The organism is Candidatus Blastococcus massiliensis AP3 (genome assembly GCF_000582785.1).
Classification (GTDB): Bacteria; Actinomycetota; Actinomycetes; order Mycobacteriales; family Geodermatophilaceae; genus Blastococcus; species Blastococcus massiliensis.
Window position 1 is genome coordinate 205,189 of record NZ_HG931173.1, and the last position, 22,239, is coordinate 227,427.

Genomic DNA, 22,239 nt, shown 5'->3' on the forward strand with positions numbered 1-22,239 from the left:
GGTCACGGGCGCTGCCGGATCCGGACCGCGGCAGCGTGCGCGGGCAGGTCCTCGGCCCCGGCGAGGGCGTCGATGTGCCCGGCGACCCCGGCCAGGGCCTGCTCGTCGTACTCGACGACGTGGATGCCGCGCAGGAACGACTGCACCGACAGTCCGCTGGAGAAGCGGGCGCAGCCGCCGGTCGGCAGGACGTGGTTGGAGCCGGCGCAGTAGTCGCCCAGCGAGACCGGCGACCAGGCGCCGACGAAGATCGCCCCGGCGTTGCGCACCCGCTGGGCCACCGCGCGGGCGTCCCGGGTCTGGATCTCCAGGTGCTCCGCGGCGTAGGCGTCGACGACGCGCAACCCAGCCTCGAGGTCGTCCACCAGGACGATCCCCGACTGGCTGCCGTCGAGTGCGGTGGTGATGCGGTCGGAGTGCTTGGTCGCCGTCACCTGCGCGGGCACGAGCGCCAGGACTGCGTCGGCCAGCGCCTCGCTGTCGGTCACCAGCACCGCACCCGCCAGCGGGTCGTGCTCGGCCTGGCTGATCAGGTCGGCGGCGACGTGGCCGGGGTCGGCCGTGTCGTCGGCCAGGATCGCCACCTCGGTGGGCCCGGCCTCGGAGTCGATGCCGATCAGACCGCGCAGCAGCCGCTTGGCGGCGGTGACGTAGACGTTCCCTGGTCCGGTCACCATGTCGACCGGCTCGCAGGAGCCCGCGCCGTAGCCGAAGACGGCCACGGCCTGCGCACCGCCGACGGCGTAGACCTCGGTGATGCCCAGGAGCGCGCACGCCGCCAGGACACCCGGGTCGGGCAGCCCGCCGTGGTCCCGCTGGGGTGGCGAGGCGACGGCGATCGACTCGACGCCGGCGATCTGAGCGGGCACCACGTTCATCACCACGCTGGACAGCAGCGGCGCCAGCCCGCCGGGCACGTACAGCCCGACCCGGCGCACCGGGACCCAGCGCTCCGTGACCAGTCCGCCGGGCACCACCTCGGTGGTGACGTCGGTGCGGCGCTGATCGGCGTGCACCTTCTGGACCCGGGCGATCGCCTCCTCCAGCGCCGCGCGCAGAGTCGGGTCGCACTCGGCCAGCGCTCGGTCCAGGGCCTCCTGCGGGACGGCGAAGTCCTCGTTGTCCACGCCGTCGAGGCGCGCGGTGATCTCGCGGACCGCCTCCGCGCCGCGGATGCGCACGTCCTCGCAGAGTGGGCGCACCGTGGCCAGGACCGAGTCGATGTCGGTGGCGGCGCGCGGCAGGAGGCCGGCGAGCTCGCGGTTCCCCGGCAGCGCGGATCCGCGCAGGTCGATGCGGGCGAGCACGGGATGGCCTCCGGGATGGTGGGCGGGTGGACGGCTCAGCATGGTGGGCGGGTGGACGGCTCAGCATGGTGGACGGCGGAGCGGTGGCGTGGAGCGGAGTTCCAGCGTAGCCAGCGGCCCGTAGGCTGCCGGGATGGGTGAGCTGATCCCGCTGTTCCCGCTCGGGACTCCCCTGTTCCCCGGCGTCGTCCTCCCACTGCACGTCTTCGAGCCGCGCTACCGCCGCCTGGTGCTCGACCTGCTCGCGCTGCCCGAGGAGAGCGAGCGCCGCTTCTTCGGCGTCGTCGCCATCCGGCAGGGCTGGGAGGTGGAACGGATCGCGCCGGCCGAGGCCCTGTACGACGTCGGCTGCACGGCCAGGCTGCAGCTGGTGCGGCCGCAGTCGGACGGGGGCTTCCGGGTGGTGACCGTGGGCGGCGAGCGCTTCCGGCTGCACGACGTGGTCGTCGGCGAGGACCCGCCCTACCTGCAGGGCGAGGTGGAGTGGCTCGCGGAGGAGGAGGCCGCCGAGGAGGCCGCGGGCGACGCCGAGGGCCTCGTCCTCCCGGGTACCGGCGCGCGACCCGCCGGGGACGACCCGGCGGGCGACGGCGCCTCCCCTCCCTGCGACGACGCGCTCGACGAGGTGGTCGCCGCGGTCGCCCGGGAGTCGCTGGCGCTGCTGACCGGCGGCGTGCAGCAGCTGTTCACCGACTACGTGGGCGAGGTGGCCGAGCTCGGCGCGGGCAGCGGCGGCGAGGACGCCGAGCGCGCCGCGTTGCTCGGCGCGGTGGCCGACGATCCCGCGGGCCTGTCCTGGCTGGTCGCCTCCGCGGCACTGCTGACCACCGAGGACCGGCAGGCGCTGCTCGCCGAGTCGGCGACCCGCCGCCGGCTGGCCGCCGAGACGAGGCTGCTGCGACGGGAGCTCACCCTGCTCCGGGAGCTCGGAGCGGTGCCCGCCCCGCTGCAGCGGTTCGCCACCCCGATGACGGTCAACTAGCCGGGCGTCAGCCGGCGACCGCTCCGCGCGTCGCGGCGACCTCCGCCTCGCTGCGCAGGATGCAGAACTCGTTGCCCTCCGGATCGGCGAGCACGACCCAGCCGGTGCCGTCGGCGTTGCGGCGGTCGTCGAGTGTGGTCGCGCCGAGTTCCTGGAGACGCGCGAACTCGTCGTCCCGGGAGCCCTCGCGCGGGCGCAGATCGAGGTGCACCCGGTTCTTCCCCTGCTTGGTCTCGGGGACCTCGATGAACAGCAGGCGGTGGTGCCCGTCGCGGGAGCTGATGAGGCACTCGTCGTCGCCGGGTTCGTTCGGGTCGTCCGGGTCTTCGACGTAGTCGAGCACGGCCTGCCACCAGCGTGACAGCGCCTGCGCATCGGAGCAGTCGATGCTGGTGTGTGACACGAAGGACGCCATCGCCGGATGGTGGCACGACCCACCTGCCCGGGGGGCGCCGTCGGGGCCCGCGTCAGTGCCGAGCGGGCGGGGTCTCCACCAGCGGGGGCAGCACCGGCGCGTCCGCCGCCGGGGCGGGGCTCGCGTCGGAGTTGGCGTCGGGGACTGGGACGGGGCGGCCGAGGCCGTCGTCGGCGTTGAGGATCACGCCGAGCAGGTAGACCAGCACCGCCACGAACGGCGCGACCGCGAGCGCCGCCGTGGACCCGAGGTCGAGCCGGGTGGTGACCACGCCGCCCACCTCGGCGAGTTGGGCGTCGGTCGGTCCCTCGCCGAGCAGCACGCCGACCCACCAGGCGACGGCGCCGGCCAGCACCGTGCCCACGGCGAGCGTGACGACCAGGGTGACGCCGCGCGCCTTCCGCATCGCCCAGGCGGCCAGGCCGGCGAACAGCCCCAGCGTGGCGAGTACCAGCACGAAGACGCCGTCGTCGGCGATCAGCAGTTCGGCCGAGGGCACCCCGATCGGCGCCGGCCCATCCTCGGTAATGCGGAACTCGGCGCGCGGCGCGAGGGCCCACCAGATCACCCCGGCCGGAACCCCGGCGAGCGTCACGGCGAGCAGGAACCAGCCGGCCCGCGGCAGGTCCTCGCGGGTCTCCGCCCAGCCCCGCCAGTAGTCCGACGGAGCAGGCATGGGAGTTCCTGGAGCGCGACCACCGGGCGCTGCGGGAGGCGTGCTCACCGGCCCAGTGAACATCGGTCGCCCACGATGCGCTCGTCGCCCGTCGCCGGACCGCGTCTCACAGCAGCGCCACGCTGGTGGGGCCGAGCAGGGCCTTGATGTCGCCCATGAGCGCCGTGCTCGGACGGACCCGCAGCCCCTGGTCGAGCCGCAGCACGGTCTCCCGGCCGCCGTTGATCAGCTTGAGCTGCACCTCGGTCGTGCCGGGGTGGCTGCCCAGGACCTCGCGGAGCCGCTCCACGACCGGCGGGGTGCAGCGCGCGGCGGCCATCGACACGAGCACCGGCCCGCGCGGGCCGTCGGTGAGCTCGGGCAGCGTCACCTCGGAGCCGAACAGCGAGGGCTGGTCGTCGCGCCGGCTGATCCGCCCCTTGACCACCACGATCTGGTCGCGGACGACCTTCTCCGAGACCTCCGCCCAAGTCTTGGGGAAGAAGAGCACCTCGATGCCGGACTCGAGGTCCTCCAGCGTGGCGATCGCCCAGGGCGCGCCCTGCTTGTTGGTCCGCGGCGAGACCGCGGTGAGGATGCCGGCGATCGTGACGTTCGCGCCGTCCTCGACTCCCCCGGCGTTGATCTCGGCGATCGGGGTGTCGGCGTTCTGCGCCAGCACGTGCTCGACGCCGTGCAGGGGGTGGTCGGAGACGTAGAGGCCGAGCATGTCGCGCTCGAAGACCAGCCGCTCGCTCTTCGACCAGTCGGCCGTCGGGATGACGATGTCCAGCGCGCTGCCGAACGGGTCCTCGGCGGCCCCGTCGCCGTCACCGCCGAAGCTGCCGAACAGGTCGAACTGGCCCTCGGCCTCCTTGCGCTTGAGCCCCATCGCAGAATCCACGGCCTGCGCGTGGATGGCGACGATGCCCTGCCGCGAGTGACCGAGCGAGTCGAAGCCGCCGGCCTTGGCCAGGGACTCGATGACCTTCTTGTTGCAGGCCACCGTGTCGATCTTCTTCATGAAGTCGGGGAAGTCCTTGAACGCCCCCTTCTCCTCGCGCGCCTTGACGATCGACTCGACGACGTTGTGCCCGACGTTGCGCACCGAGGCGAGCCCGAAGCGGATGTCGGTGCCGACGGCGGTGAAGTCCCACGACGACTCGTTGACGTCCGGCGGCAGCACCTTGATGCCCATCCGGCGGCACTCGGCCAGGTAGATCGGCCGCCGGTCCTTGTCGTCCTGGACGCTGGTGAGCAGGCCGGCCATGTACTCGGCCGGGTAGTTGGCCTTGAGGTAGGCCGTCCAGTAGGAGATCAGCCCGTAGGCCGCCGAGTGCGCCTTGTTGAACGCGTAGTCGGCGAACGGGACGAGGATGTCCCACAGCGTCTTGATCGCCGCGTCGGAGAAGCCGTTGGCCTTCATCCCGGCCTCGAAGCCGACGAACTCCGCGTCCAGGACCGACTTCTTCTTCTTGCCCATGGCGCGCCGCAGCAGGTCGGCCTTGCCGAGCGAGTACCCGGCGACCTTCTGCGCGATCGCCATGACCTGCTCCTGGTAGACGATCAGGCCGTAGGTCTGGCCGAGGATCTCCTCGAGCGGCTCGGCCAGCTCGGGGTGGATCGGCGTGATCTCCTGCTGGCCGTTCTTGCGCAGCGCGTAGTTGGTGTGCGAGTTCGCACCCATCGGCCCGGGGCGGTAGAGCGCGCCGACGGCGGAGATGTCCTCGAAGTTGTCCGGCCGCATGAGCCGCAGCAGAGAACGCATCGGGCCGCCGTCGAACTGGAAGACGCCGAGGGTGTCTCCCCGGCCCAGCAGCTCGTAGGTCGCCTTGTCGGTGAGGTCCTTGCTGATCTCGTCGAGGTCGACGGGCTCCTTGCCGTTGAGCACGATGTTGCGCAGCGCGTCGTCGAGGACGGTCAGGTTGCGCAGGCCCAGGAAGTCCATCTTGAGCAGCCCGAGCGTCTCGCAGGTCGGGTAGTCGAACTGCGTGATCATCGCGCCGTCGGCCTCGCGGCGCATGAGCGGGATGCTGTCGATCAGCGGGTACCGGCCGATGATCACGCCGGCGGCGTGCACGCCCCACTGCCGCTTCAGGCCCTCGAGCTTGCGGGCCTGGTCGACGACCTCGGCGGCGCCGGGGTCGGACTCGTACCGCGCCCGGAACTCGGCGGCCTCCTTGTAGCGCGGGTGCGACGGGTCGAAGATCCCCGACAGCGGGATGTCCTTGCCCATCACGCCCGGGGGCATGAGCTTGGTCAGCTCGTCACCGACGGAATACGGCCGGTCGAGCACCCGGGCGGCGTCCTTGATCGCGGCCTTCGCCTTGATCGTCCCGTAGGTGACGATCTGGCTGACCCGCTCCTCGCCGTACTTCTCCGACACGTACCGGATGACCTCGCCGCGGCGGCGGTCGTCGAAGTCGATGTCGACATCGGGCATCGAAACCCGCTCGGGGTTGAGGAACCGCTCGAAGATCAGCCCGTGCTGCAGCGGGTCGAGGTCGGTGATGCCCATGGCGAAGGCGGCCAGCGAGCCGGCCGCGGACCCACGGCCCGGGCCGACACGGATGCCGTTGTCCTTGGCCCAGTTGATGAAGTCGGCGACCACGAGGAAGTACCCCGGGAAGCCCATCTGGCAGATGATCCCGACCTCGTAGTCGGCCTGCTTGCGCACGTGGTCGGGGATGCCGTTCGGGTACCGCTTGTGCAGCCCGCGCTCGACCTCCTTCACGAACCACGAGGTCTCGTCCTCCCCCGGCGGCAGCGGGAAGCGCGGCATGAGGTCGGCGCCCTCGGTGAAGCTGACCTCGCACTGCTCGGCGACCAGCAGCGTGTTGTCGCAGGCGACGGCCAGGTCACCGGGGAACAGCGCCCGCATCTCGGCGGCGCTCTTCAGGTAGTAGCCGTCGCCGTTGAACTTGAAGCGGTTGGGCTCGTTGAGCCGCGAGCCGGTCTGGATGCACAGCAGGGCGTCGTGGGCGGCGGCGTCCTCCTTGTGCGTGTAGTGCAGGTCGTTGGTGGCCAGCAGCGGGATGCCGAGGTCCTTGGCGATGGCCAGCAGCGCGGGGCGGGTCTTCTTCTCGATGGCGAGCCCGTGGTCCATCAGTTCGGCGTAGAAGTTCTCCCGCCCGAAGATGTCCTGGAAGTCGGCCGCGGCCTGCTTGGCCTTGTCCTCCTTGCCGGCGCGCAGCCACATGTTCACCTCGCCCGAGGGGCAGCCGGTGGTGGCGATCAGACCCCTGCCGTAGCGCTCGAGCAGGTCGCGGTCGAAGCGCGGCTTGCGGTACTGGCCCTCCAGGCTGGCCAGCGAGGAGATGCGGAAGAGGTTGTGCATCCCCTCGGTGGTGCGGGCCAGCAGCGTCATGTGGGTGTAGGCCGCCTTGCCCCTGTTGGAGCCGCCGTCGCCCTCCTCGTCGAGGAGCTTGTCGCCGAAGTCGAACGGGGCGCGGTCGAAGCGGGAGCCCGGGGTGTAGTAGCCCTCCATGCCGATGATCGGCTTCACCCCGGCCCCGGTGGCCTGCTTGTAGAAGTCGTAGGCGCCGAAGACGTTGCCGTGGTCGGTCATCGCCAGCGCCGGCATCCCCTGCTCGGCGGCCGCCTTCGTCACCTCGGGCAGCTTCGCCGCGCCGTCGAGCATCGAGTACTCGGTGTGCACGTGGAGGTGCGCGAAGGAATCGGACGACGTACTGCTCACGGGCGGTCGAGCTCCTCAACTGGTCGTGCCTGCCGGCCGGCGAGGACCGCGGCCTGCGACCGGCGGGGAAGACCGGTGGCGCGAGGGTGTGGGCGGGCCCTGCGGGGGTGCCTCGATCCTCGCACTGGAACGTGTCTACGCCGAGGGTCTGACAGGACGTGTCTGCTCACACCGGACCGATCAGTCACACCGGGCTCAGGACAGCTCCCGCCGCATCGTGACGTGGGAGATGCCGGCCTCGAGGTATTCGTCCCCGACCGCGGTGTACCCGGCCCGCTCGTAGAACCGCCGGGCGGCGAGCTGCGCGTGCAGTTCGATCTCGGCGACCCCGCGCAGCGCGGCCTGACGGTGCAGTTCGTCGAGGACCGCGGCGCCGTGCCCGCGCCCGCGCACCGACGCGTCCGCGGCCATCCGGCCGATGCCCGCGGTGCGCGAGCCGTCGTCCGGCAGGAGCAGCCGCCCGGTGGCGACGACGCGGCCGGCCGCCTCCCCGGAGAGGCCGCGGCTGAGCACGTGCACGGCGGTGGCGTCCCGGTCGTCCTGCTCGATCTCCGGCGGCACGCCCTGCTCGTGGACGAAGACCCGGGTCCGCAGTTCGACGATCTCGGGCCAGTCCTCGGGAGTGGCCAGGCGAGCGGTGGGACCGGTCACCACGCCGGTCGTCCGGCGGGCAGCACGCGGGTCGGCACGAGGAGGAAGCGTAGGTCGATGGCCGCGTGCAGCAGGACGGGGAGCAGCAGCGACCCGGTGCCGACGTACAGCGCGGCCATCACGCCACCGAGCACGCCGGTGAGGACGACGCCGGCCCGGCCCTGGTAGGCGTGGGCCAGGCCGAAGGCCACGGCAGCGACGACCACCAGCACCCAGGAGGGCAGGTCGCCGGCGACGGCGGCCACCACGGCGAGGAAGAAGCCCCGGTAGAGCCACTCCTCGCAGACGCCGGCCGTGATCCCCACGACGGTGAACAGCCGGCGCTCCTCCGCCGTCCGCGGCAGCAGGGCCAGCGTGGCGTGGCCCGGCGGTTCCGCGTGCCGCCCCTCGCCGGGCCGGCGCACCGGCGCGGGGGCATCTACGAGGGCACCGCCGCGCAGGGCCCGGGTCGAGGCGACGACGAAGATCAGCACCAGGACGACGAGCAACCAGGTCAGCGGCCCGGGCCAGGACCGCGGCCACACCAGCCCGACCGCCGCGGCGTCGACACCGGGGGCGGACAGCCAGACGATCAGGGCGAGCAGCGCCAGACCCCACTCGAGCACGAGCAGCCGGCCGTAGAACGAGCGGCGGGCGCCCGGGTCGGTGCGCAGCCGGCCCTCGAAGCGGCGGTGCAGCACGTGCCCGGCCACGGGCTCGCCGACGACCAGGTAGACCGCGACGACGACCGCGGCGAAGGCCGCCGGGCCGAAGGCGTCCAGTGACGTCGGCAGCCCCGTCACGGCAGCCACGTCACAGCTGCCCCGTCATGCCTCGGCGCGCAGGAGGGCCAGCGCGCCGGCGAGGTCGGGCGGGTACTCGCTGGTGACCTCCACCCAGCTGCCGTCGGCCGGGTGGGGGAAGCCGAGCCGCATCGCGTGCAGCCACTGGCGGGAGACGCCCAGGCGGGCGGCGAGCGTCGGGTCGGCGCCGTACGTCGTGTCCCCGACGCACGGGTGCCGCAGGGCAGAGAAGTGCACCCGGATCTGGTGGGTGCGCCCCGTCTCCAGCCGGATGTCGACCAGGCTGGCCGCCGGGAAGGCCTCCATGACCTCGTAGTGGGTCACGGACGGGCGGCCGCCCTGGACCACCGCGAACCGCCAGTCGTGCCTGGGATGCCGGTCGATCGGCGCGTCGATGGTGCCGCGCGAGGGATCGGGGTGCCCCTGCACGAGGGCGTGGTAGCCCTTCTCGACGGTGCGCTCCTTGAACGCGGCCTTCAGCGCGGTGTAGGCGCGCTCGCTCTTGGCCACGACCATCACGCCGGTGGTCGCGGCGTCGAGGCGGTGCACCACCCCCTGGCGCTCGGCCGCGCCGGAGGTGGACACCCGGTAGCCGGCGGCGGCGAGCCCGCCGATGACGGTCGGCCCGTCCCAGCCGGGGCTCGGGTGGGCGGCCACCCCCACGGGCTTGTCCACCACGACGAGGTCGTCGTCGTCGTGCAGGATCGTCATGCCCTCGACCGGCCTGGGCGGCGCGGGTTCCCCCGGGGGTGCCGGCAGCTCGACCTCCAGCCAGCTGCCTCCGCTGACCCGGTCGCCCTTGCCGCGCACCCGGCCGTCGACGACGACGTTGCCGGCGTCGGCCACCTCGGCCGCCACGGTGCGGGTCAGCCCGAACATGCGGGACAGCGCCTGGTCGACCCGCTGCCCCTCGAGGCCGTCGGGCACCGGGAGGGCGCGGTGCATGCCGGGAGTGCTCGTCACGTCCCCATTCTGACCGTCTCTCCTCGAGAAGCGGTTCAGGCGGCCTCGGCGGGCTCCTCGTCGCCGGCCCGCGAGCCGTCGAAGTCGATGCCGCGCAGGGCCAGGCCGGCGCCGAGCACGCCGCCGCAGACGATCGCCGAGTCGGCGACGTTGAACACCGGCCACACCTCGCCGTCGGGACCGAACACCGACAGGAAGTCGACGACGCCACCGCGCAGGAAACCCGGCTCGCGGAAGATCCGGTCGATCAGGTTGCCGACCGCTCCCCCGAGCACCAGTCCGAGGGCCACCGCCCAGCCGGTCGAGAACAGCCGGCGGGCGGTGCGCACGATGACGGCGACGACGGCCAGCGCGACGACCGTGAACACGATCGTGAAGCCCTCGGCGAAGGAGAACGCCGCGCCGGTGTTGCGCAGGTGGGTGAGGTAGAGCGCCCCGCCCAGCACGCGGATGTCCTCACCCCGCTCGACGGTGGCGACGACCACCAGCTTCGAGACCAGGTCGAGGGCCAGCACGGCCGCGGCCAGCACCAGCAGGAGGCGGGTGCGCGGACGGGGCGCCGGTGCGCCCGCGGGGTCGGGCTGCTCGGTCACACCGACGACGATAGCCGCGCCGCCCCGACACCCCCCGGCGGCGCCAACCCCGCGCCCCGTCCTACGCCGCCCCGACCGACGACTCGCGTACCTGCTCCAGCTGCTCCTCCCGGTCCTGGGTGGCCATCCGGGTGAGCTCGGCACCGGCCTCCGCGTCCCGGGTGAGGTTCTCGCCGGACTCCGGATCGAAGACGTGCACCTTCCGGCTGTCCAGCCAGAACTCCGCCTCGCGACCTTCCCGGATCCGGCTGGTGGCGTCGATCGAGACGATCGCCTGGGTGCGCAGCTCCTCGGCGTCGAGCTCGCGGGACAGGTCCCGCAGCTGCTTCTGGATCGACTCGGGTGCCTCGTAGGGGATGTAGGCGAACTGCGAGTCGCCCAGCCACTCGGTGACGTCGACCCGCGCCCGGAAGATCGAGCCGACCGGGCGCTTGGCCTCGTCGACCAGCGAGGCGTCCTCGAAGTACTCCGGCCGGATGCCGACCAGCAGCAGGTCGTGCCCGGCGACAGCGGCGGCCCGCTTCTCGTCGAGCTCGATGTCGCCGAAGGGGGTCTTGAGCCGGTTGCCCTCGGGCGTGGCCGGCAGGAAGTTCATCGGCGGGGAGCCGATGAACCCCGCGACGAACAGGTTGACCGGCTGCTCGTAGAGCTCCCGCGGCGAGGCGACCTGCTGGATCTTGCCCTTGCGCAGCACGCAGACCCGGTCGCCGAGGGTCATGGCCTCGGTCTGGTCATGGGTGACGTAGACGGTGGTGATGCCCAGCCGGCGCTGCAGCCGGGAGATCTCGGTGCGCATCTGGCCGCGCAGCTTGGCGTCGAGGTTGGACAGCGGCTCGTCGAAGAGGAACGCCTCGGCCTGCCGGACGATGGCGCGGCCCATGGCCACGCGCTGGCGCTGACCACCGGAGAGGTTGGCCGGCTTGCGCTCGAGGTGGTCCTTGAGCTCCAGGACGTCGGACGCCTCGGTGACGCGGCGGCGCACCTCGTCGTCGGGCATCTTGGCCAGCCGCAGCGGGAACGCGATGTTCTCGAAGACGGTCATGTGCGGGTACAGGGCGTAGTTCTGGAAGACCATCGACAGGTTGCGGTCGCGGGGGGCGAGGTCGTTGACCTTCTTGCCGCCGATGACCATGTCGCCGCTGGTGATGTCCTCCAGCCCGACGATCATCCGGAGCAGCGTCGACTTCCCGCACCCGGAGGGCCCGACCAGGATCATGAACTCGCCGTCGGCGATGTCCAGGCTGACGTCGTTCACCGCCGGGAACCCGTCTCCGTACTGCTTGACGATGTTCTTCATCTCGATGGAGGCCATCAGGAGTCCCCTCGCTGGGTGGGTGGGGTGGTGGGGAGCGGCAAGGACGTGGTGGGGAGCGGCAAGGACGTGGTGGGGAGCGGCAAGGACGTGGTGGGAAGGAGCGTCACGGGGGTCATCCCTTGACCGCGCCGTTGGTGAGGCCGGCGACGATGCGCCGCTGGAAGAGCAGGACCAGGACGACGACGGGGATCGTGACGATGACCGCGGCGGCCGCGATCGCGCCGGTCGGCTCGACGAACTGGGACTCGCCGGAGAACAGACCGATCGCCGCGGGCACCGGCCGGGCGCGGTCGGTCGAGGTCAGGGAGATGCCGTAGAGGAAGTCGTTCCACGCGATGAAGAAGGCGATGATCGCGGTGGTGAACACCCCGGGCGCGGCCAGCGGCACGATCACCTTGCGGAAGGCCTGCCACGTGGTCGCGCCGTCGACCTGAGCGGCCTGCTCCATCTCCCACGGGATCTCGCGGAAGAACGCCGACATGGTCCAGATCGAGATCGGCAGGGTGAGCGACAGGTACGGGATGATCAGGCCCGGCCAGGTGTCGTACAGGCCGATGTTGCGCCACAGGTTGAACAGCGGGGTGACGATCGAGATGATCGGGAAGATCGCCACGATCAGCGCCGTGGAGAGGATCACCTTCTTGCCCGGGAAGTCCAGTCGGGCGATCGCGTAGGCCGCGAACATCGCCAGCAGGCACGAGATCGCGGTGGCGATCAGGCAGATCGCGAACGAGTTGCGCAGCGCCGGCAGGAACAGGTCACTGGCCCCACCGGTGAGGATCAGCTCGTAGTTCTCCCACGACACCGCAGACGGCAGGAAGCCGCCGGTGTTGAGGTCGCTGGGCGCCTTGAACGACAGCGAGACGATCCACGCGATGGGGAACAGGCAGTAGACGATGATCAGCGCGCCGCCGACCCACCACCAGGTCTTCTCCCGCCGGGACATCAGCCCTCACCCCTCGCCTGTGACAGGTCGACCTTGAAGCCCTTGATGAAGATCATCGCGATGACGATCACCGAGAGGAACAGCAGCACCGACAGCGCCGAGCCCAGGCCGATCTCGAGGCGGGAGATGGTCTGCCGGTAGGCCAGGAACGACACCGACTCGGTGCCGTTGGCGCCCGCGGTCATCACGAAGATGCTGTCGAAGATCCGGAACGCGTCCAGCGTGCGGAACAGCAGGGCGACCATGATCGCCGCCTTCATGTTCGGCAGCGTCACCCTCCACAGCCGCTGCCACCACGTGGCGCCGTCTACCTTGGCGGCCTCCTGCAGCACCTCGGGCACCTGGGCCAGGCCGGCCAGCAGGAGCAGCGAGATGAACGGGGTGGTCTTCCAGATCTCCGCGAGGCAGATGACGAAGATCGACGTCCCGAAGTCACCGAACCAGTCGGTGTCGGTGCCGACGCCGGGAATCCAGGCGAACCACGAGTTCACGAACCCGGTGTTGATGTCGAAGGCGAACTGCCAGGCGTAGGCCGACACCACGGTGATCACCGCGTACGGGATGAGGATCGCCGCCCGGGCGATGGGCCGGATCGTGCTGAGCGCCTTCGCCATCACCATCGCCAGCGCGAACCCGAGCACCAGCTCGACGAGCACGGTGATGAAGGTGATCAGCGCCGTCACCCAGAGGGACTGCCACCAGAGCGGGTCGCTGAGGATGACCCCGTAGTTCTGCAGCCCGACGAACGACCGGTTGTCCGGGTCGGTGAGCCGGTAGGAGAACAACGACTCGTAGGTCGCCTGCAGGATCGGATAGGCGGTGACCGCGAGCATCACCAGGAAGGCCGGCCCGGCCAGCAACCAGCCGAGCTTGCGCTCGCTCTTGGCCCGGTCGCTGGTCGTCGCGTCCGGCGCCGACTTGGGCGCGGTCTTCTTGGTCGGCGGAAGCGTCGTCGTACTCACAGCAGCTGCTCCCCTCGCAGCACGGCGGCGATGAGCTCGGCCGCCTGCGGACCCGTCTCGCCCGGCTGCACCGAGCCCGGCGGGTGGTACTCGCGCTGGAGGCCTCCGGTGACCTCGTTGTAGTAGGCGGTCTGCGGCCGCGGGGCGGCCTGCTCGAGGGACTGCCGGATGGTGTCGGCCATCGGGAACTCCTCGATGACCTCGGGGTCGTCGAACACCGCGGCCGAGGACGCCGGGTTGCCCTCGTTGATCATGTAGTACGCCTGGTTCTCGTCCGTGGTGATGCACTCGGCGGCCTCGTAGGCGAAGTCGACGTTCTCCGAGTACGCGCCGACCCCCAGGTCGATGCCACCCAGCGGCGGAGCGCTGGGCTCCCCCTCGACGACCGACGGCCACAGCGTCCAGCCGTAGTCGTCCAGGACCGCCTGGTCGAGGGTGCCGCCCTCCACGCCGGACACGGCCTGGGCGTAGACGAACGGCCAGTTGACCATGAAGCCGCCGCGCTCCCCCTCGAACTCCGCGGCCGACGCCGACTCGTTCTCGGTGGAGAACGCGGCGCCGGCCTGACCGGAGTCGGCGACCATGCGCATGACCTCGGCGGCCGCCACGGCCGCCTCAGAGTCCAGCCCCAGCTCCAGGTTCTGGGGGTCCTCCGCGTTGCCCTCGATGACCGAGCCGCCGGCGGACTCGATGAGCGAGTTGAACCACACCGTCAGGGACTCCGCCCGGATGCCCTGCACGCCGAGGTCGACGTCCTGCTCCTGGGCGGCGGTGACGATCTGCTCCCAGGTGACCGGCTGCTCCATGTCGAGCCCGGCGGCCTCGGCGACCGACTTGCGGTACCAGAGCAGCTGCGTGTTGCCCCAGAAGGGGACGGCGACGAGCTCCTCCTCCCACGTCGCGCCCTCGATGGCGCTCTGGACGACGCCCTCGGTGACCCGCTCGGCGACGTCCTCGGGCACCGGGGCGAGGAAGCCGGCCTGCGCGAACTCCGGGACGTAGATCGGGTCGAGGCTCATCAGGTCGATCGAGGAGTCCTTGGCCGCCAGCCGGCGCACCAGCTGCTCGCGCTGGGAGGAGGCGTCCCGGGGCAGGATCGCGGTGTCGATCCGGTAGCGGCCGTCGGCCTCCTCGGTGCAGCGCTTCGCGAGCTCGACCTGGCCCCCGTTGTCCGGGTTGTAGTACCAGGTGAGCGTCGGCGTCCCCCCGTCGTCGCCCCCGCAGGCGGCCAGCGTGCCGGCCGCGACCAGCACGGCGGCGGCGCCGGCCAGCCCCCGTCGGTGCGGCCTGCGCCGGGCGCGCACGGGCGTCCTCCGGCGCTCGTCGGATCGGGACTGGCCTCGAGCCATGGGCATCGGTCATCGCCTCCGTCGGCGCGCCTCGAGCTGATCAACAAGCGCCGTCTGGAGCGTGGTGCAGGCCACATTCGGTGTCAATTCGAACCGGGACCGGACCGCGGCGCCGTGACCTCGCCGAGACCCGGGCCCCTCCGCCGGGCGGCGACGGCGGGGTCAGCGGCGGCCCCGGCCGGCGATGACCGACGGGGTGGTGACCTCCGCGGGTGTCCGCGGAAGCACGTGGGCGAAGTAGGACTCGGCCGCCTCCGCCGTCCCGACGTCGCTCTGCGCCTGCTCGGACAGGAACCAGCGGTGCTCCAGGACCTCGTGGAACACCTCGGCCGGAGCGAGCCGGCCGGCGAGGTCGGCGGGGATCGCATCCACCACCAGCTGGTAGACCTCCGCGTGCCACCGGTGCGCGGCGTAGGACTCCGGCACCGGCCCCCCGGTCTGCTGCTCCAGGTAGGCCCGGAAGGCTCGGATGTCGTTGAGCAGCCGCTGCGCCTGGCGCTCGTGCACCTCCAGGCCCGTCAGCCGGAACAGCTCCCGCCGGTTCTGCCCGGGCTCCGAGACCCGGGTGTCGACGCGCAGGCGGGCGCCCTCGTCCGAGGTGATGATCTCGACCTCGCCCACGTCGAACCCCAGCTCGTTGAGCCGCCGGAGCCGCTCGGCGACGCGGTACTGCTGCTCCTCGGGCGAGAAGGTCTGCTCGTGCGTGACCTCCTCCCAGAGCGACTCGTAGCGGGGCGGCAGGCTGTCCGCCACGTCGATGGGGTCGATCCCCTCGGGCAGCAGCCCGCCGAAGCGGAGGTCGAGCAGTTCCGCGCCGACCCGCTCACGGGCGAGGTCGACGTCGTGGTTGCGCTGGCCGGGCGACAGGGACGGGTAGCGCTCCACGGTCTCGGCGTCGACGAGGTAGGCGGCGAGCGTGCCGGCGTCGAGCCGGAAAAGGGTGTTGGACAGCGAGCAGTCCCCCCAGAAGACACCCGCCAGGTGCAGCCGGACGAGCAGCACCACCATCGTGTCGAGCAGTTGCTCGGCGGAGTGCTCGCCCTGTGGCCGGGAGAACAGCCAGCGGTAGGACATGGAGTACTCGAGGTACCGGGTGACCAGGATCGCCTCCTGGTCGCCGGGGCGGTCCACGCAGATGCCGAGCACGTTGACCGCCGGCAGCCCCTCTTCCTCGAACTGGGCGAGCAGCGCGTACTCGTGGCGCGCCAGCCGCTCGCCGATCTCCTTGAGCGCGTAGACGTGCCCGCCGGTGGCGACGAACCGGACGACGTGCCGGGAGATGCCCCGCTGCGGCACGTCCAGCAGGATCGCCGGATCCCACTGCTCGAGCGGCTGGTCCCAGGGGAGGCTGAGCAGGCCGGCCGCCTCGGTGGCCGGCGGCCGGAAGAGGTAGCGCATACGGCCTCCTCCCAGGAACGTCGTCCTCTCGTCGATGGTAGGGGCAGCGGCGCCCGTCGGCCCTGCTGCAGGGGCCCGCCCCCGAGCCCGCGAGGGGTATGGCAGCAGGGGCCTCTGTCAATCCGCGCCGGTCGCCGTGCCCGCCTCACCGCGCCAGGACGCCAGCCGACCGGCGCGGCTGACCGCCCGCAGCCGACGCTCTGCCTCCCGCCGGGACCTCCGGGCGGAGACCAGCAGCGCCTGGTCGCCGCGCATGAGCCGGGTGTCGTCGTCGGGGACGAACGACCGTCCGCCGCGGACGATCAGCACCACCGCGGCGTCCTCGGGCAGGCGTAGCTCGGGGAGGTACACCCCGTGCAGCCGCGAGCCCTCGGGCACGGTCAGCTGCAGCAGTTCGGCGTCCAGCTCCTCCAGGGGCGCGGACTCGACGTCGATGTCGCGCGGGGTGACCGGCGCGGCGATCCCCAGCCGTCGCGTCACCAGCGGCAGCAACCCGCCCTGCACCACGGTGAACACGACCACGAGGACGAACACCGTGTCGAAGATCATCGCGGCGTCGGGCACCCGCCCGGTCAGCGGGAAGGTGGCCAGCACGATCGGTACCGCGCCGCGCAGGCCGGCCCACGAGACGAACACCTGGTGCCGCAGCGGCCAGCGGAACCACACCAGGCTGGCCAGCACCGACAGCGGCCGGGCGACCAGCAGCAGGGCGGCCCCGACGAGCAGCGCGGGGAGCAGCGCATCGGGCAGCCGGCTCGGCGACACGAGCAGCCCCAGCAGCACGAACAGGCCGATCTGGGCCAGCGACGCCGTTCCCTCGGCGAAGCCGATGCTGGCCGAGCGGTGCGGCATCCGGACGTTGCCCAGGACGACCCCGCACAGGTAGACCGCGACGATCCCGGACGTGGCGCCGAGCGTGGCCACCGAGTAGGCGAGCACGCAGATGGCCAGCGTGGCCAGCGGGTAGAGACCCGCCACGGGCAGCGCGACCCGCCGCAGGACCCAGCCCCCGCCGAAGCCGATGGCCAGCCCGACGACGGCGCCCCCGGCGAGCTGCCCGACCACCTGGAGTGCCACGACGTACCAGGCGGCGGTCGCGTCCCCGTTGAGCTGACTGATCAGCGCCGCGGCGAGCAGGATGACCGGGGCGTCGTTGAGCCCGCTCTCCGCCTCGACGGCGGCCACCAGCCGGCGCGGCAGCGGCAGCCGCCGGAGCACGGCGAAGACCGCGGCCGCGTCGGTCGAGCCGATCACCGCCGCGAGCAGCAGGGCGAATCCCCACTCCAGGTCCAGCAGCCAGACGGCGAACGACGCGGTGACGACGACGCTGACACCCACGCCGACGGTGGCCAGGGTGACTCCCGGCCCCAGTGCGCGCCGCATGTCGTCCCACCTCGTGGTCAGCCCACCCTCGGCCAGGATGATCACGAGCGCGGCGATGCTGAGGTTGGCCGCCAGCTCGAAGTCCTCGAACTCGATGCCCAGGCCGCTCTCCCCCAGCGCGACGCCGAGCGCGAGGTAGAGGAGCAGGCTGGGCATGCCGAGCCGGTCGGCCAGGCGCAGGGCGACCGCGGCCACGAGCACGACGACGGCGCCGATGCCCAGCGCGAGGGTCACGGTGGTGCTCACCGGCCGCCGTCCCCCATGGGGGCAGTCTTCCGTACGCCGGTGGGGACAGCGGTCCCCGCCGGTAGGCACGGGTCGGCCGCCGCAGAACCCGTTTGCCGGTTCGGGGAGAATGGACGACGTGAGTTCACCCTCGGCCTCCGGCCCGTTCGCCGCGCTGCCCCCGCAGGTCGACCTGCCGGCCCTGGAGCAGCAGATCCTGGAGCGCTGGGAGGCCGACAAGGTTTTCGCCCGCAGCCTCGAGGGCTCGGCCGGCAAGCCGCAGTGGAACTTCTACGAGGGCCCGCCGACCGCCAACGGCCGGCCGGGCACGCACCACATCGAGGCGCGTGCGTTCAAGGACGTCTTCCCGCGCTTCAAGACGATGCAGGGCTGGCACGTGCCCCGGCGGGCCGGCTGGGACTGCCACGGCCTGCCCGTGGAGATCGCCGTGGAGCAGGAACTCGGTTTCGCGGGCAAGCCCGACATCGAGCGCTTCGGCATCGCCGAGTTCAACGCCAAGTGCCGGGAGTCGGTCGAGCGGCACGTCGACGCCTTCACCGGTCTGACCCGGCGCATGGGCTACTGGGTGGACATGTCCACGGCCTACTGGACGATGGACGCCGGCTACATCCAGAGCGTCTGGTGGTCGCTCAAGCAGATCTTCGACAAGGGCCTGCTGGTCGAGGACCACCGTGTCGCCCCGTACTGCCCCCGCTGCGGGACCGGCCTGTCCGACCACGAGGTGGCCCAGGGCTACGAGACGATCACCGACCCGTCGGTGTACGTGCGGATGCCGGTCACCAGCGGCGAGTGGGCCGGCCGGGCCGACCTGCTGATCTGGACGACGACGCCGTGGACGCTGCCCTCGAACACCGCGGTCGCGATGCACCCGGACGTCACCTACGTGGTCGCGAAGCGGGGCGGGGACACGCTCGTCGTCGCCGAGCCGCTGCTGGGCGCCGTGTTCGGGGACACCGACGACGTCGAGGTCCTGGCCCGCACCTCGGGCCGCGACTGGGAGCGGGTGCACTACCAGCGCCCGTTCGAGCTGGTCGAGTTCCCCGAGGGCCCCGACGGCCGGCCGGTCGACGCGCACTTCGTCGTCCTCGCCGACTACGTGACGACCGAGGACGGCACCGGCCTGGTGCACCAGTCCCCCGCCTTCGGCGCCGACGACCTCGCCGTCTGCCGCGGGTACGGGCTGCCCGTGGTCGTCCCGATCGACTCCACCGGCCACTTCCTGCCGGAGGTCCCGCTGGTCGGCGGGCACTTCTTCAAGGCCGCCGACCCGGCCCTGGTGGAGGACCTGAAGGCCCGCGGCGTCCTCTGGCGCGAGCAGCGCTACGAGCACAGCTATCCGCACTGCTGGCGCTGCCACACGCCGCTCATGTACTACGCGCAGCCGTCCTGGTACATCCGGACCAGCGCGATCAAGGACCAGCTGCTCGCCGAGAACGCGACGACCAACTGGTTCCCCGAGAACATCAAGAACGGCCGCTACGGCGACTGGCTGAACAACAACGTCGACTGGGCGCTGTCCCGGGACCGGTACTGGGGCACTCCGCTGCCGATCTGGCGCAACGACGCCGACCCGGGCCGGATGGTCGTCGTCGGCTCGCTGGCCGAGCTCTCGGAGCTGACCGGCCGCGACCTGTCCGACCTGGACCCGCACCGGCCGTTCATCGACGAGGTCACCTTCACCCTGCCCGGCGAGGAGGGCACCTTCCGCCGGGTGCCGCAGGTGATCGACGCCTGGTACGACTCGGGCTCGATGCCGTTCGCCCAGTGGGGCGCGCCGCACCGCAACCAGGAGCAGTTCGAGGCCGCCTACCCGGCGCAGTTCATCTGCGAGGCGATCGACCAGACCCGCGGCTGGTTCTACTCGCTGATGGCCGTCGGGACGCTCGTGTTCGAGCAGAGCTCCTACGAGAACGTGCTGTGCCTGGGCCACATCCTGGCCGAGGACGGCCGCAAGATGAGCAAGCACCTGGGCAACATCCTCGAGCCGATCCCGCTCATGGACCGGCACGGCGCCGACGCCGTGCGCTGGTTCATGCTCGCCGGCGGCTCGCCGTGGTCGGCCCGCCGGGTGGGGCACGAGACGCTGTCCGAGGTCGTCCGCAAGGTGCTGCTCACCTACTGGAACACCGCCAGCTTCTTCACCCTGTACGCCGAGGCGAACGGTTGGGGTGGGCCGGGTGGTGACGGAGCCTCCCCCGCTCCGCCGCGCACCGAGCGCTCGCTGCTGGACCGCTGGGCGCTGGCCCAGCTGGCCGCCGTGACCCGCGGCGTCACCGACGCCCTGGAGGACTTCGACACCCAGGGCGCCGGCAGGCTGCTCGCCGGCTTCGTCGACGACCTCTCCAACTGGTACGTGCGCCGTTCCCGGCGGCGGTTCTGGGACGGCGACCCGGCCGCGCTGGGGACGCTGCACGAGGTCCTCGACGCGCTCACCCGGCTGATGGCGCCCTTCACCCCGTTCGTCACCGAGGAGGTCTGGAGCCGGGCGGTGCTGCCCGGTCGCGAAGACGACGCACCGGACTCCGTGCACCTGGCCAGCTGGCCCACGGTCGACGAGGACGCCCGCGACGACGCGCTGGTGGCTCAGGTGGACCTGGTCCGCCGGCTGGTGGAACTCGGCCGCTCGGCGCGGACCTCGGGAAAGGCGCGCACACGGCAGCCGCTGGCCGCGGCCCTGATCTCCGCCCCGGGCTGGTCAGACCTGCCGACGGAACTGAAGACCGAGCTCGCCTACGAGCTCAACGTGGAGTCGACCACCGAGCTGGCAGCGGTGGGTCGCGCCCTGGTCGACGTGAGCGTGAAGGTCGACTTCCGCGCGGTTGGCCGGCGGCTGGGCAAGCAGGTGCAGGCGGTGGCCAAGGCGGTGGCCGCCACCGACGCCGCGGCACTTGTGGCGGACTACCGGGCCGGGACGGCGACCGTCGAGGTCGACGGCGCACCCGTCGCGCTGGAAGAGGGCGACCTGATCGTCACCGAGACCCCCCGCGAGGGCTGGACGGTGGCCAGCGCAGGCGGGCTGACCGTCGCACTGGATCTGACGCTCACCCCCGAGCTGGAGCGGGCCGGTGTGTTCCGCGAGGTCGTACGACTGGTGCAGGACGCCCGGAAGAGCGCTGGCCTCGAGGTCAGCGACCGGATCGAGCTCACCTGGTCGGCCGAGGGCAGAGTCGCCCAGGCGATCGAGGAGCACGCCGAGGCGCTGGCCGAGGAGGTTCTCGCGGTGCGGGTGCAGCGCGGAACCGGGGCCGGCGAGGGCGTCGAGGGCCCCGAGGGCTCCCGCTTCTGGGTCACCCGCGCCTGAGCCCTCCGGACGGACCGGGGTCCTTCACCTCCGTGCGCGGGCCCGGTCGGCGATCGTCGCGTCGGGGCGGCAGATGCCGCAGGGCGTGAAGCCGTCGGTCTTCGCCTCGTCCAGCGGGATCGGGATCGTCTCCTGACCGGCCAGGTGGGGGCAGCCGCTGAGGTGGTACCGGGGGTGCTCGTCGACGACGAGCACCTCGTCCTTGAGGTCCACGACCAGCAGGAGGTCGGTCACCTCGACCTCCTCGACCGGGGGCTCTCCCCCGTCCGCCGAGGGCGTCGCGGCGGGTCCGTCGTCGGCCCGGGACGAGGCGGCCGTCGACGCCGCTGATCCGGTCGCTACTGCCTCGTCGGGAGCAGCGGCTCCCGCGTCGGCGGCCTCTGCCGGCTGGGCGGCAGCCAGACCGGCGGCGGTGGCCCCGGTGGCCGTGGTCCCGGCGGCTGCGGCGGGCGCCTTCGTCGTCGCCGGCTTCGTCGTCGTGTTCGTCGTCGTCGCCTCGTCGGCCGACGCGGCCCGACCGGAGGCGGGAGCCTTCCCGGCGCTGGGGCTCATCCGCAGGCGTGCGACGACGAGCAGCACCGCTGCCACCACGCAGGCGCCGACGCATGCCCAGTAGAAGGGCGTCTCGCCGGTCAGCACCCCGGCGACGAACAGCCCGAGCCCGACGAGCACCAACAGGCCGGCAGCCACGATCACGCTCCGGACTCTAGGGCCACCGCCGCCCGCTCGCGCCCGCCGACGCGGCGATCAGCGCCACCGGGACGCGACAGGGCCCCCGGACGCAGTGTCCGGGGGCCCTGTCGGGTGGCTGTCAGGCCGTGGCGTGCTGGTTCTGCCGGGCGTTGGAGGCCGGCTCGGCCGATCCTCGGCTGTCCAGGTCGCGCAGGTTCGACTCGAGGAACGACCGGAGGCGGGTGCGGTACTCGCGCTCCATCGTCCGGAGCTCCTCGATCTTGCGCTCGAGGCTGGAGCGCTTCTCCTCGAGGCTGCCCATGACCTCGACGTGGCGCCGCTCGGCGTCCTGGTCGAGGGCGGCGGCCTTGGCGCGGGCCTCTCGCTCCATCGTCTCGGCACGCGTGCGGGCGTCACCGATCATCGAGTCCGCGCGGTGCTTGGCCTCGGCGACCATCTGCTCGCTCTTGGTGCGCGCCTCGGTCATCAGCCGCTCGCTGTTGGCCTTGGCCCCGCTGAGCATCTGCTCGGCCTGGGTCTTGGCCTCGTTGACGTAGCGGTCCGCGGTCTCGGTGGCGAGGGCCAGCATCCGGGAGGCCCGGGCGCTGTCGTCCTCGCGCGG

Annotated in this window: 18 protein-coding genes; 2 read left to right on the top strand and 16 right to left on the bottom strand. The window is 72.1% G+C overall.

Annotation, left to right across the window (positions count from 1 at the left end):
* Window positions 1-2: 2 nt before the first annotated feature.
* Window positions 3-1,307 carry a histidinol dehydrogenase gene (gene hisD, locus BN344_RS01020; protein ID WP_040336679.1) on the bottom strand — a complete coding sequence of 435 codons (1,305 nt, stop codon included), beginning with the start codon at window positions 1,305-1,307 and terminating at the stop codon, window positions 3-5.
* A 133-nt stretch (window positions 1,308-1,440) separates the two neighbouring features.
* Here hisD and BN344_RS01025 point away from each other — a divergent pair, with 133 nt between their 5' ends.
* Window positions 1,441-2,289, top strand: a complete 849-nt coding sequence (locus tag BN344_RS01025; RefSeq protein ID WP_040336680.1) for an LON peptidase substrate-binding domain-containing protein — start codon at window positions 1,441-1,443, stop codon at window positions 2,287-2,289.
* A gap of 7 nt (window positions 2,290-2,296) precedes the next feature.
* Here the strand turns inward: BN344_RS01025 and BN344_RS01030 are convergent, their stop codons facing one another.
* The 13 genes from BN344_RS01030 to BN344_RS01090 form a co-directional block, all read right to left on the bottom strand.
* The gene (locus BN344_RS01030) at window positions 2,297-2,704 is read right to left on the bottom strand and encodes a VOC family protein (RefSeq protein WP_040336681.1); all 408 of its coding nucleotides are present in this window, start codon (window positions 2,702-2,704) and stop codon (window positions 2,297-2,299) included.
* Window positions 2,705-2,756: 52 nt separating this feature from the next.
* The gene (locus tag BN344_RS01035) at window positions 2,757-3,380 is read right to left on the bottom strand and encodes a DUF2567 domain-containing protein (RefSeq protein WP_051515392.1); all 624 of its coding nucleotides are present in this window, start codon (window positions 3,378-3,380) and stop codon (window positions 2,757-2,759) included.
* A 106-nt stretch (window positions 3,381-3,486) separates the two neighbouring features.
* A complete protein-coding gene (gene dnaE / locus BN344_RS01040) occupies window positions 3,487-7,056 on the bottom strand; it encodes a DNA polymerase III subunit alpha (protein WP_040336682.1) in 3,570 nt (1,189 codons plus the stop codon).
* Between the two features lie 195 nt (window positions 7,057-7,251).
* Window positions 7,252-7,707: a GNAT family N-acetyltransferase gene (locus BN344_RS01045; RefSeq protein WP_040337732.1), complete on the bottom strand. Its 456-nt coding sequence runs from the start codon at window positions 7,705-7,707 to the stop codon at window positions 7,252-7,254.
* Window positions 7,704-8,498, bottom strand: a complete 795-nt coding sequence (locus tag BN344_RS01050) for a CPBP family intramembrane glutamic endopeptidase (RefSeq protein WP_231486395.1) — start codon at window positions 8,496-8,498, stop codon at window positions 7,704-7,706. The genes BN344_RS01045 and BN344_RS01050 overlap by 4 nt, the downstream gene beginning before the upstream one ends.
* A 15-nt stretch (window positions 8,499-8,513) precedes the next feature.
* A complete protein-coding gene (locus tag BN344_RS01055; RefSeq protein WP_231486397.1) occupies window positions 8,514-9,452 on the bottom strand; it encodes an RluA family pseudouridine synthase in 939 nt (312 codons plus the stop codon).
* A gap of 35 nt (window positions 9,453-9,487) precedes the next feature.
* Entirely contained in the window at window positions 9,488-10,045 is a 558-nt protein-coding gene (lspA, locus tag BN344_RS01060; protein WP_051515394.1) for a signal peptidase II, read from the bottom strand.
* A 61-nt stretch (window positions 10,046-10,106) separates the two neighbouring features.
* Window positions 10,107-11,357 (bottom strand): ABC transporter ATP-binding protein, encoded by a 1,251-nt coding sequence (locus BN344_RS01065; protein ID WP_040336684.1) that lies wholly within the window; start codon window positions 11,355-11,357, stop codon window positions 10,107-10,109.
* 115 nt (window positions 11,358-11,472) lie between these two features.
* Window positions 11,473-12,306 (bottom strand): carbohydrate ABC transporter permease, encoded by an 834-nt coding sequence (locus tag BN344_RS01070; protein WP_040336685.1) that lies wholly within the window; start codon window positions 12,304-12,306, stop codon window positions 11,473-11,475.
* Window positions 12,306-13,268: a carbohydrate ABC transporter permease gene (locus BN344_RS01075; RefSeq protein ID WP_040336686.1), complete on the bottom strand. Its 963-nt coding sequence runs from the start codon at window positions 13,266-13,268 to the stop codon at window positions 12,306-12,308. The genes BN344_RS01070 and BN344_RS01075 overlap by 1 nt, the downstream gene beginning before the upstream one ends.
* The gene (locus BN344_RS01080) at window positions 13,265-14,572 is read right to left on the bottom strand and encodes an extracellular solute-binding protein (RefSeq protein WP_040336687.1); all 1,308 of its coding nucleotides are present in this window, start codon (window positions 14,570-14,572) and stop codon (window positions 13,265-13,267) included. Before BN344_RS01080 ends, BN344_RS01075 begins: the two co-directional genes overlap by 4 nt.
* A 207-nt stretch (window positions 14,573-14,779) precedes the next feature.
* Complete coding sequence (locus tag BN344_RS01085) at window positions 14,780-16,015, bottom strand: DUF4032 domain-containing protein (protein ID WP_040336688.1); 1,236 nt, start codon at window positions 16,013-16,015, stop codon at window positions 14,780-14,782.
* A gap of 117 nt (window positions 16,016-16,132) precedes the next feature.
* A complete protein-coding gene (locus tag BN344_RS01090) occupies window positions 16,133-17,644 on the bottom strand; it encodes a potassium/proton antiporter (RefSeq protein WP_040336689.1) in 1,512 nt (503 codons plus the stop codon).
* Between the two features lie 109 nt (window positions 17,645-17,753).
* Between BN344_RS01090 and ileS the strand changes: the two genes are divergently transcribed.
* Window positions 17,754-20,945: an isoleucine--tRNA ligase gene (gene ileS / locus BN344_RS01095; RefSeq protein ID WP_081788291.1), complete on the top strand. Its 3,192-nt coding sequence runs from the start codon at window positions 17,754-17,756 to the stop codon at window positions 20,943-20,945.
* A 24-nt stretch (window positions 20,946-20,969) separates the two neighbouring features.
* Here the strand turns inward: ileS and BN344_RS01100 are convergent, their stop codons facing one another.
* Together BN344_RS01100 and BN344_RS01105 are read right to left on the bottom strand one after the other, a co-directional pair.
* Window positions 20,970-21,641 (bottom strand): hypothetical protein, encoded by a 672-nt coding sequence (locus BN344_RS01100; protein WP_040336690.1) that lies wholly within the window; start codon window positions 21,639-21,641, stop codon window positions 20,970-20,972.
* 115 nt (window positions 21,642-21,756) lie between these two features.
* Window positions 21,757-22,239: SPFH domain-containing protein (locus BN344_RS01105; RefSeq protein WP_040336691.1), on the bottom strand; the 483-nt coding region annotated here is incomplete at its 5' end.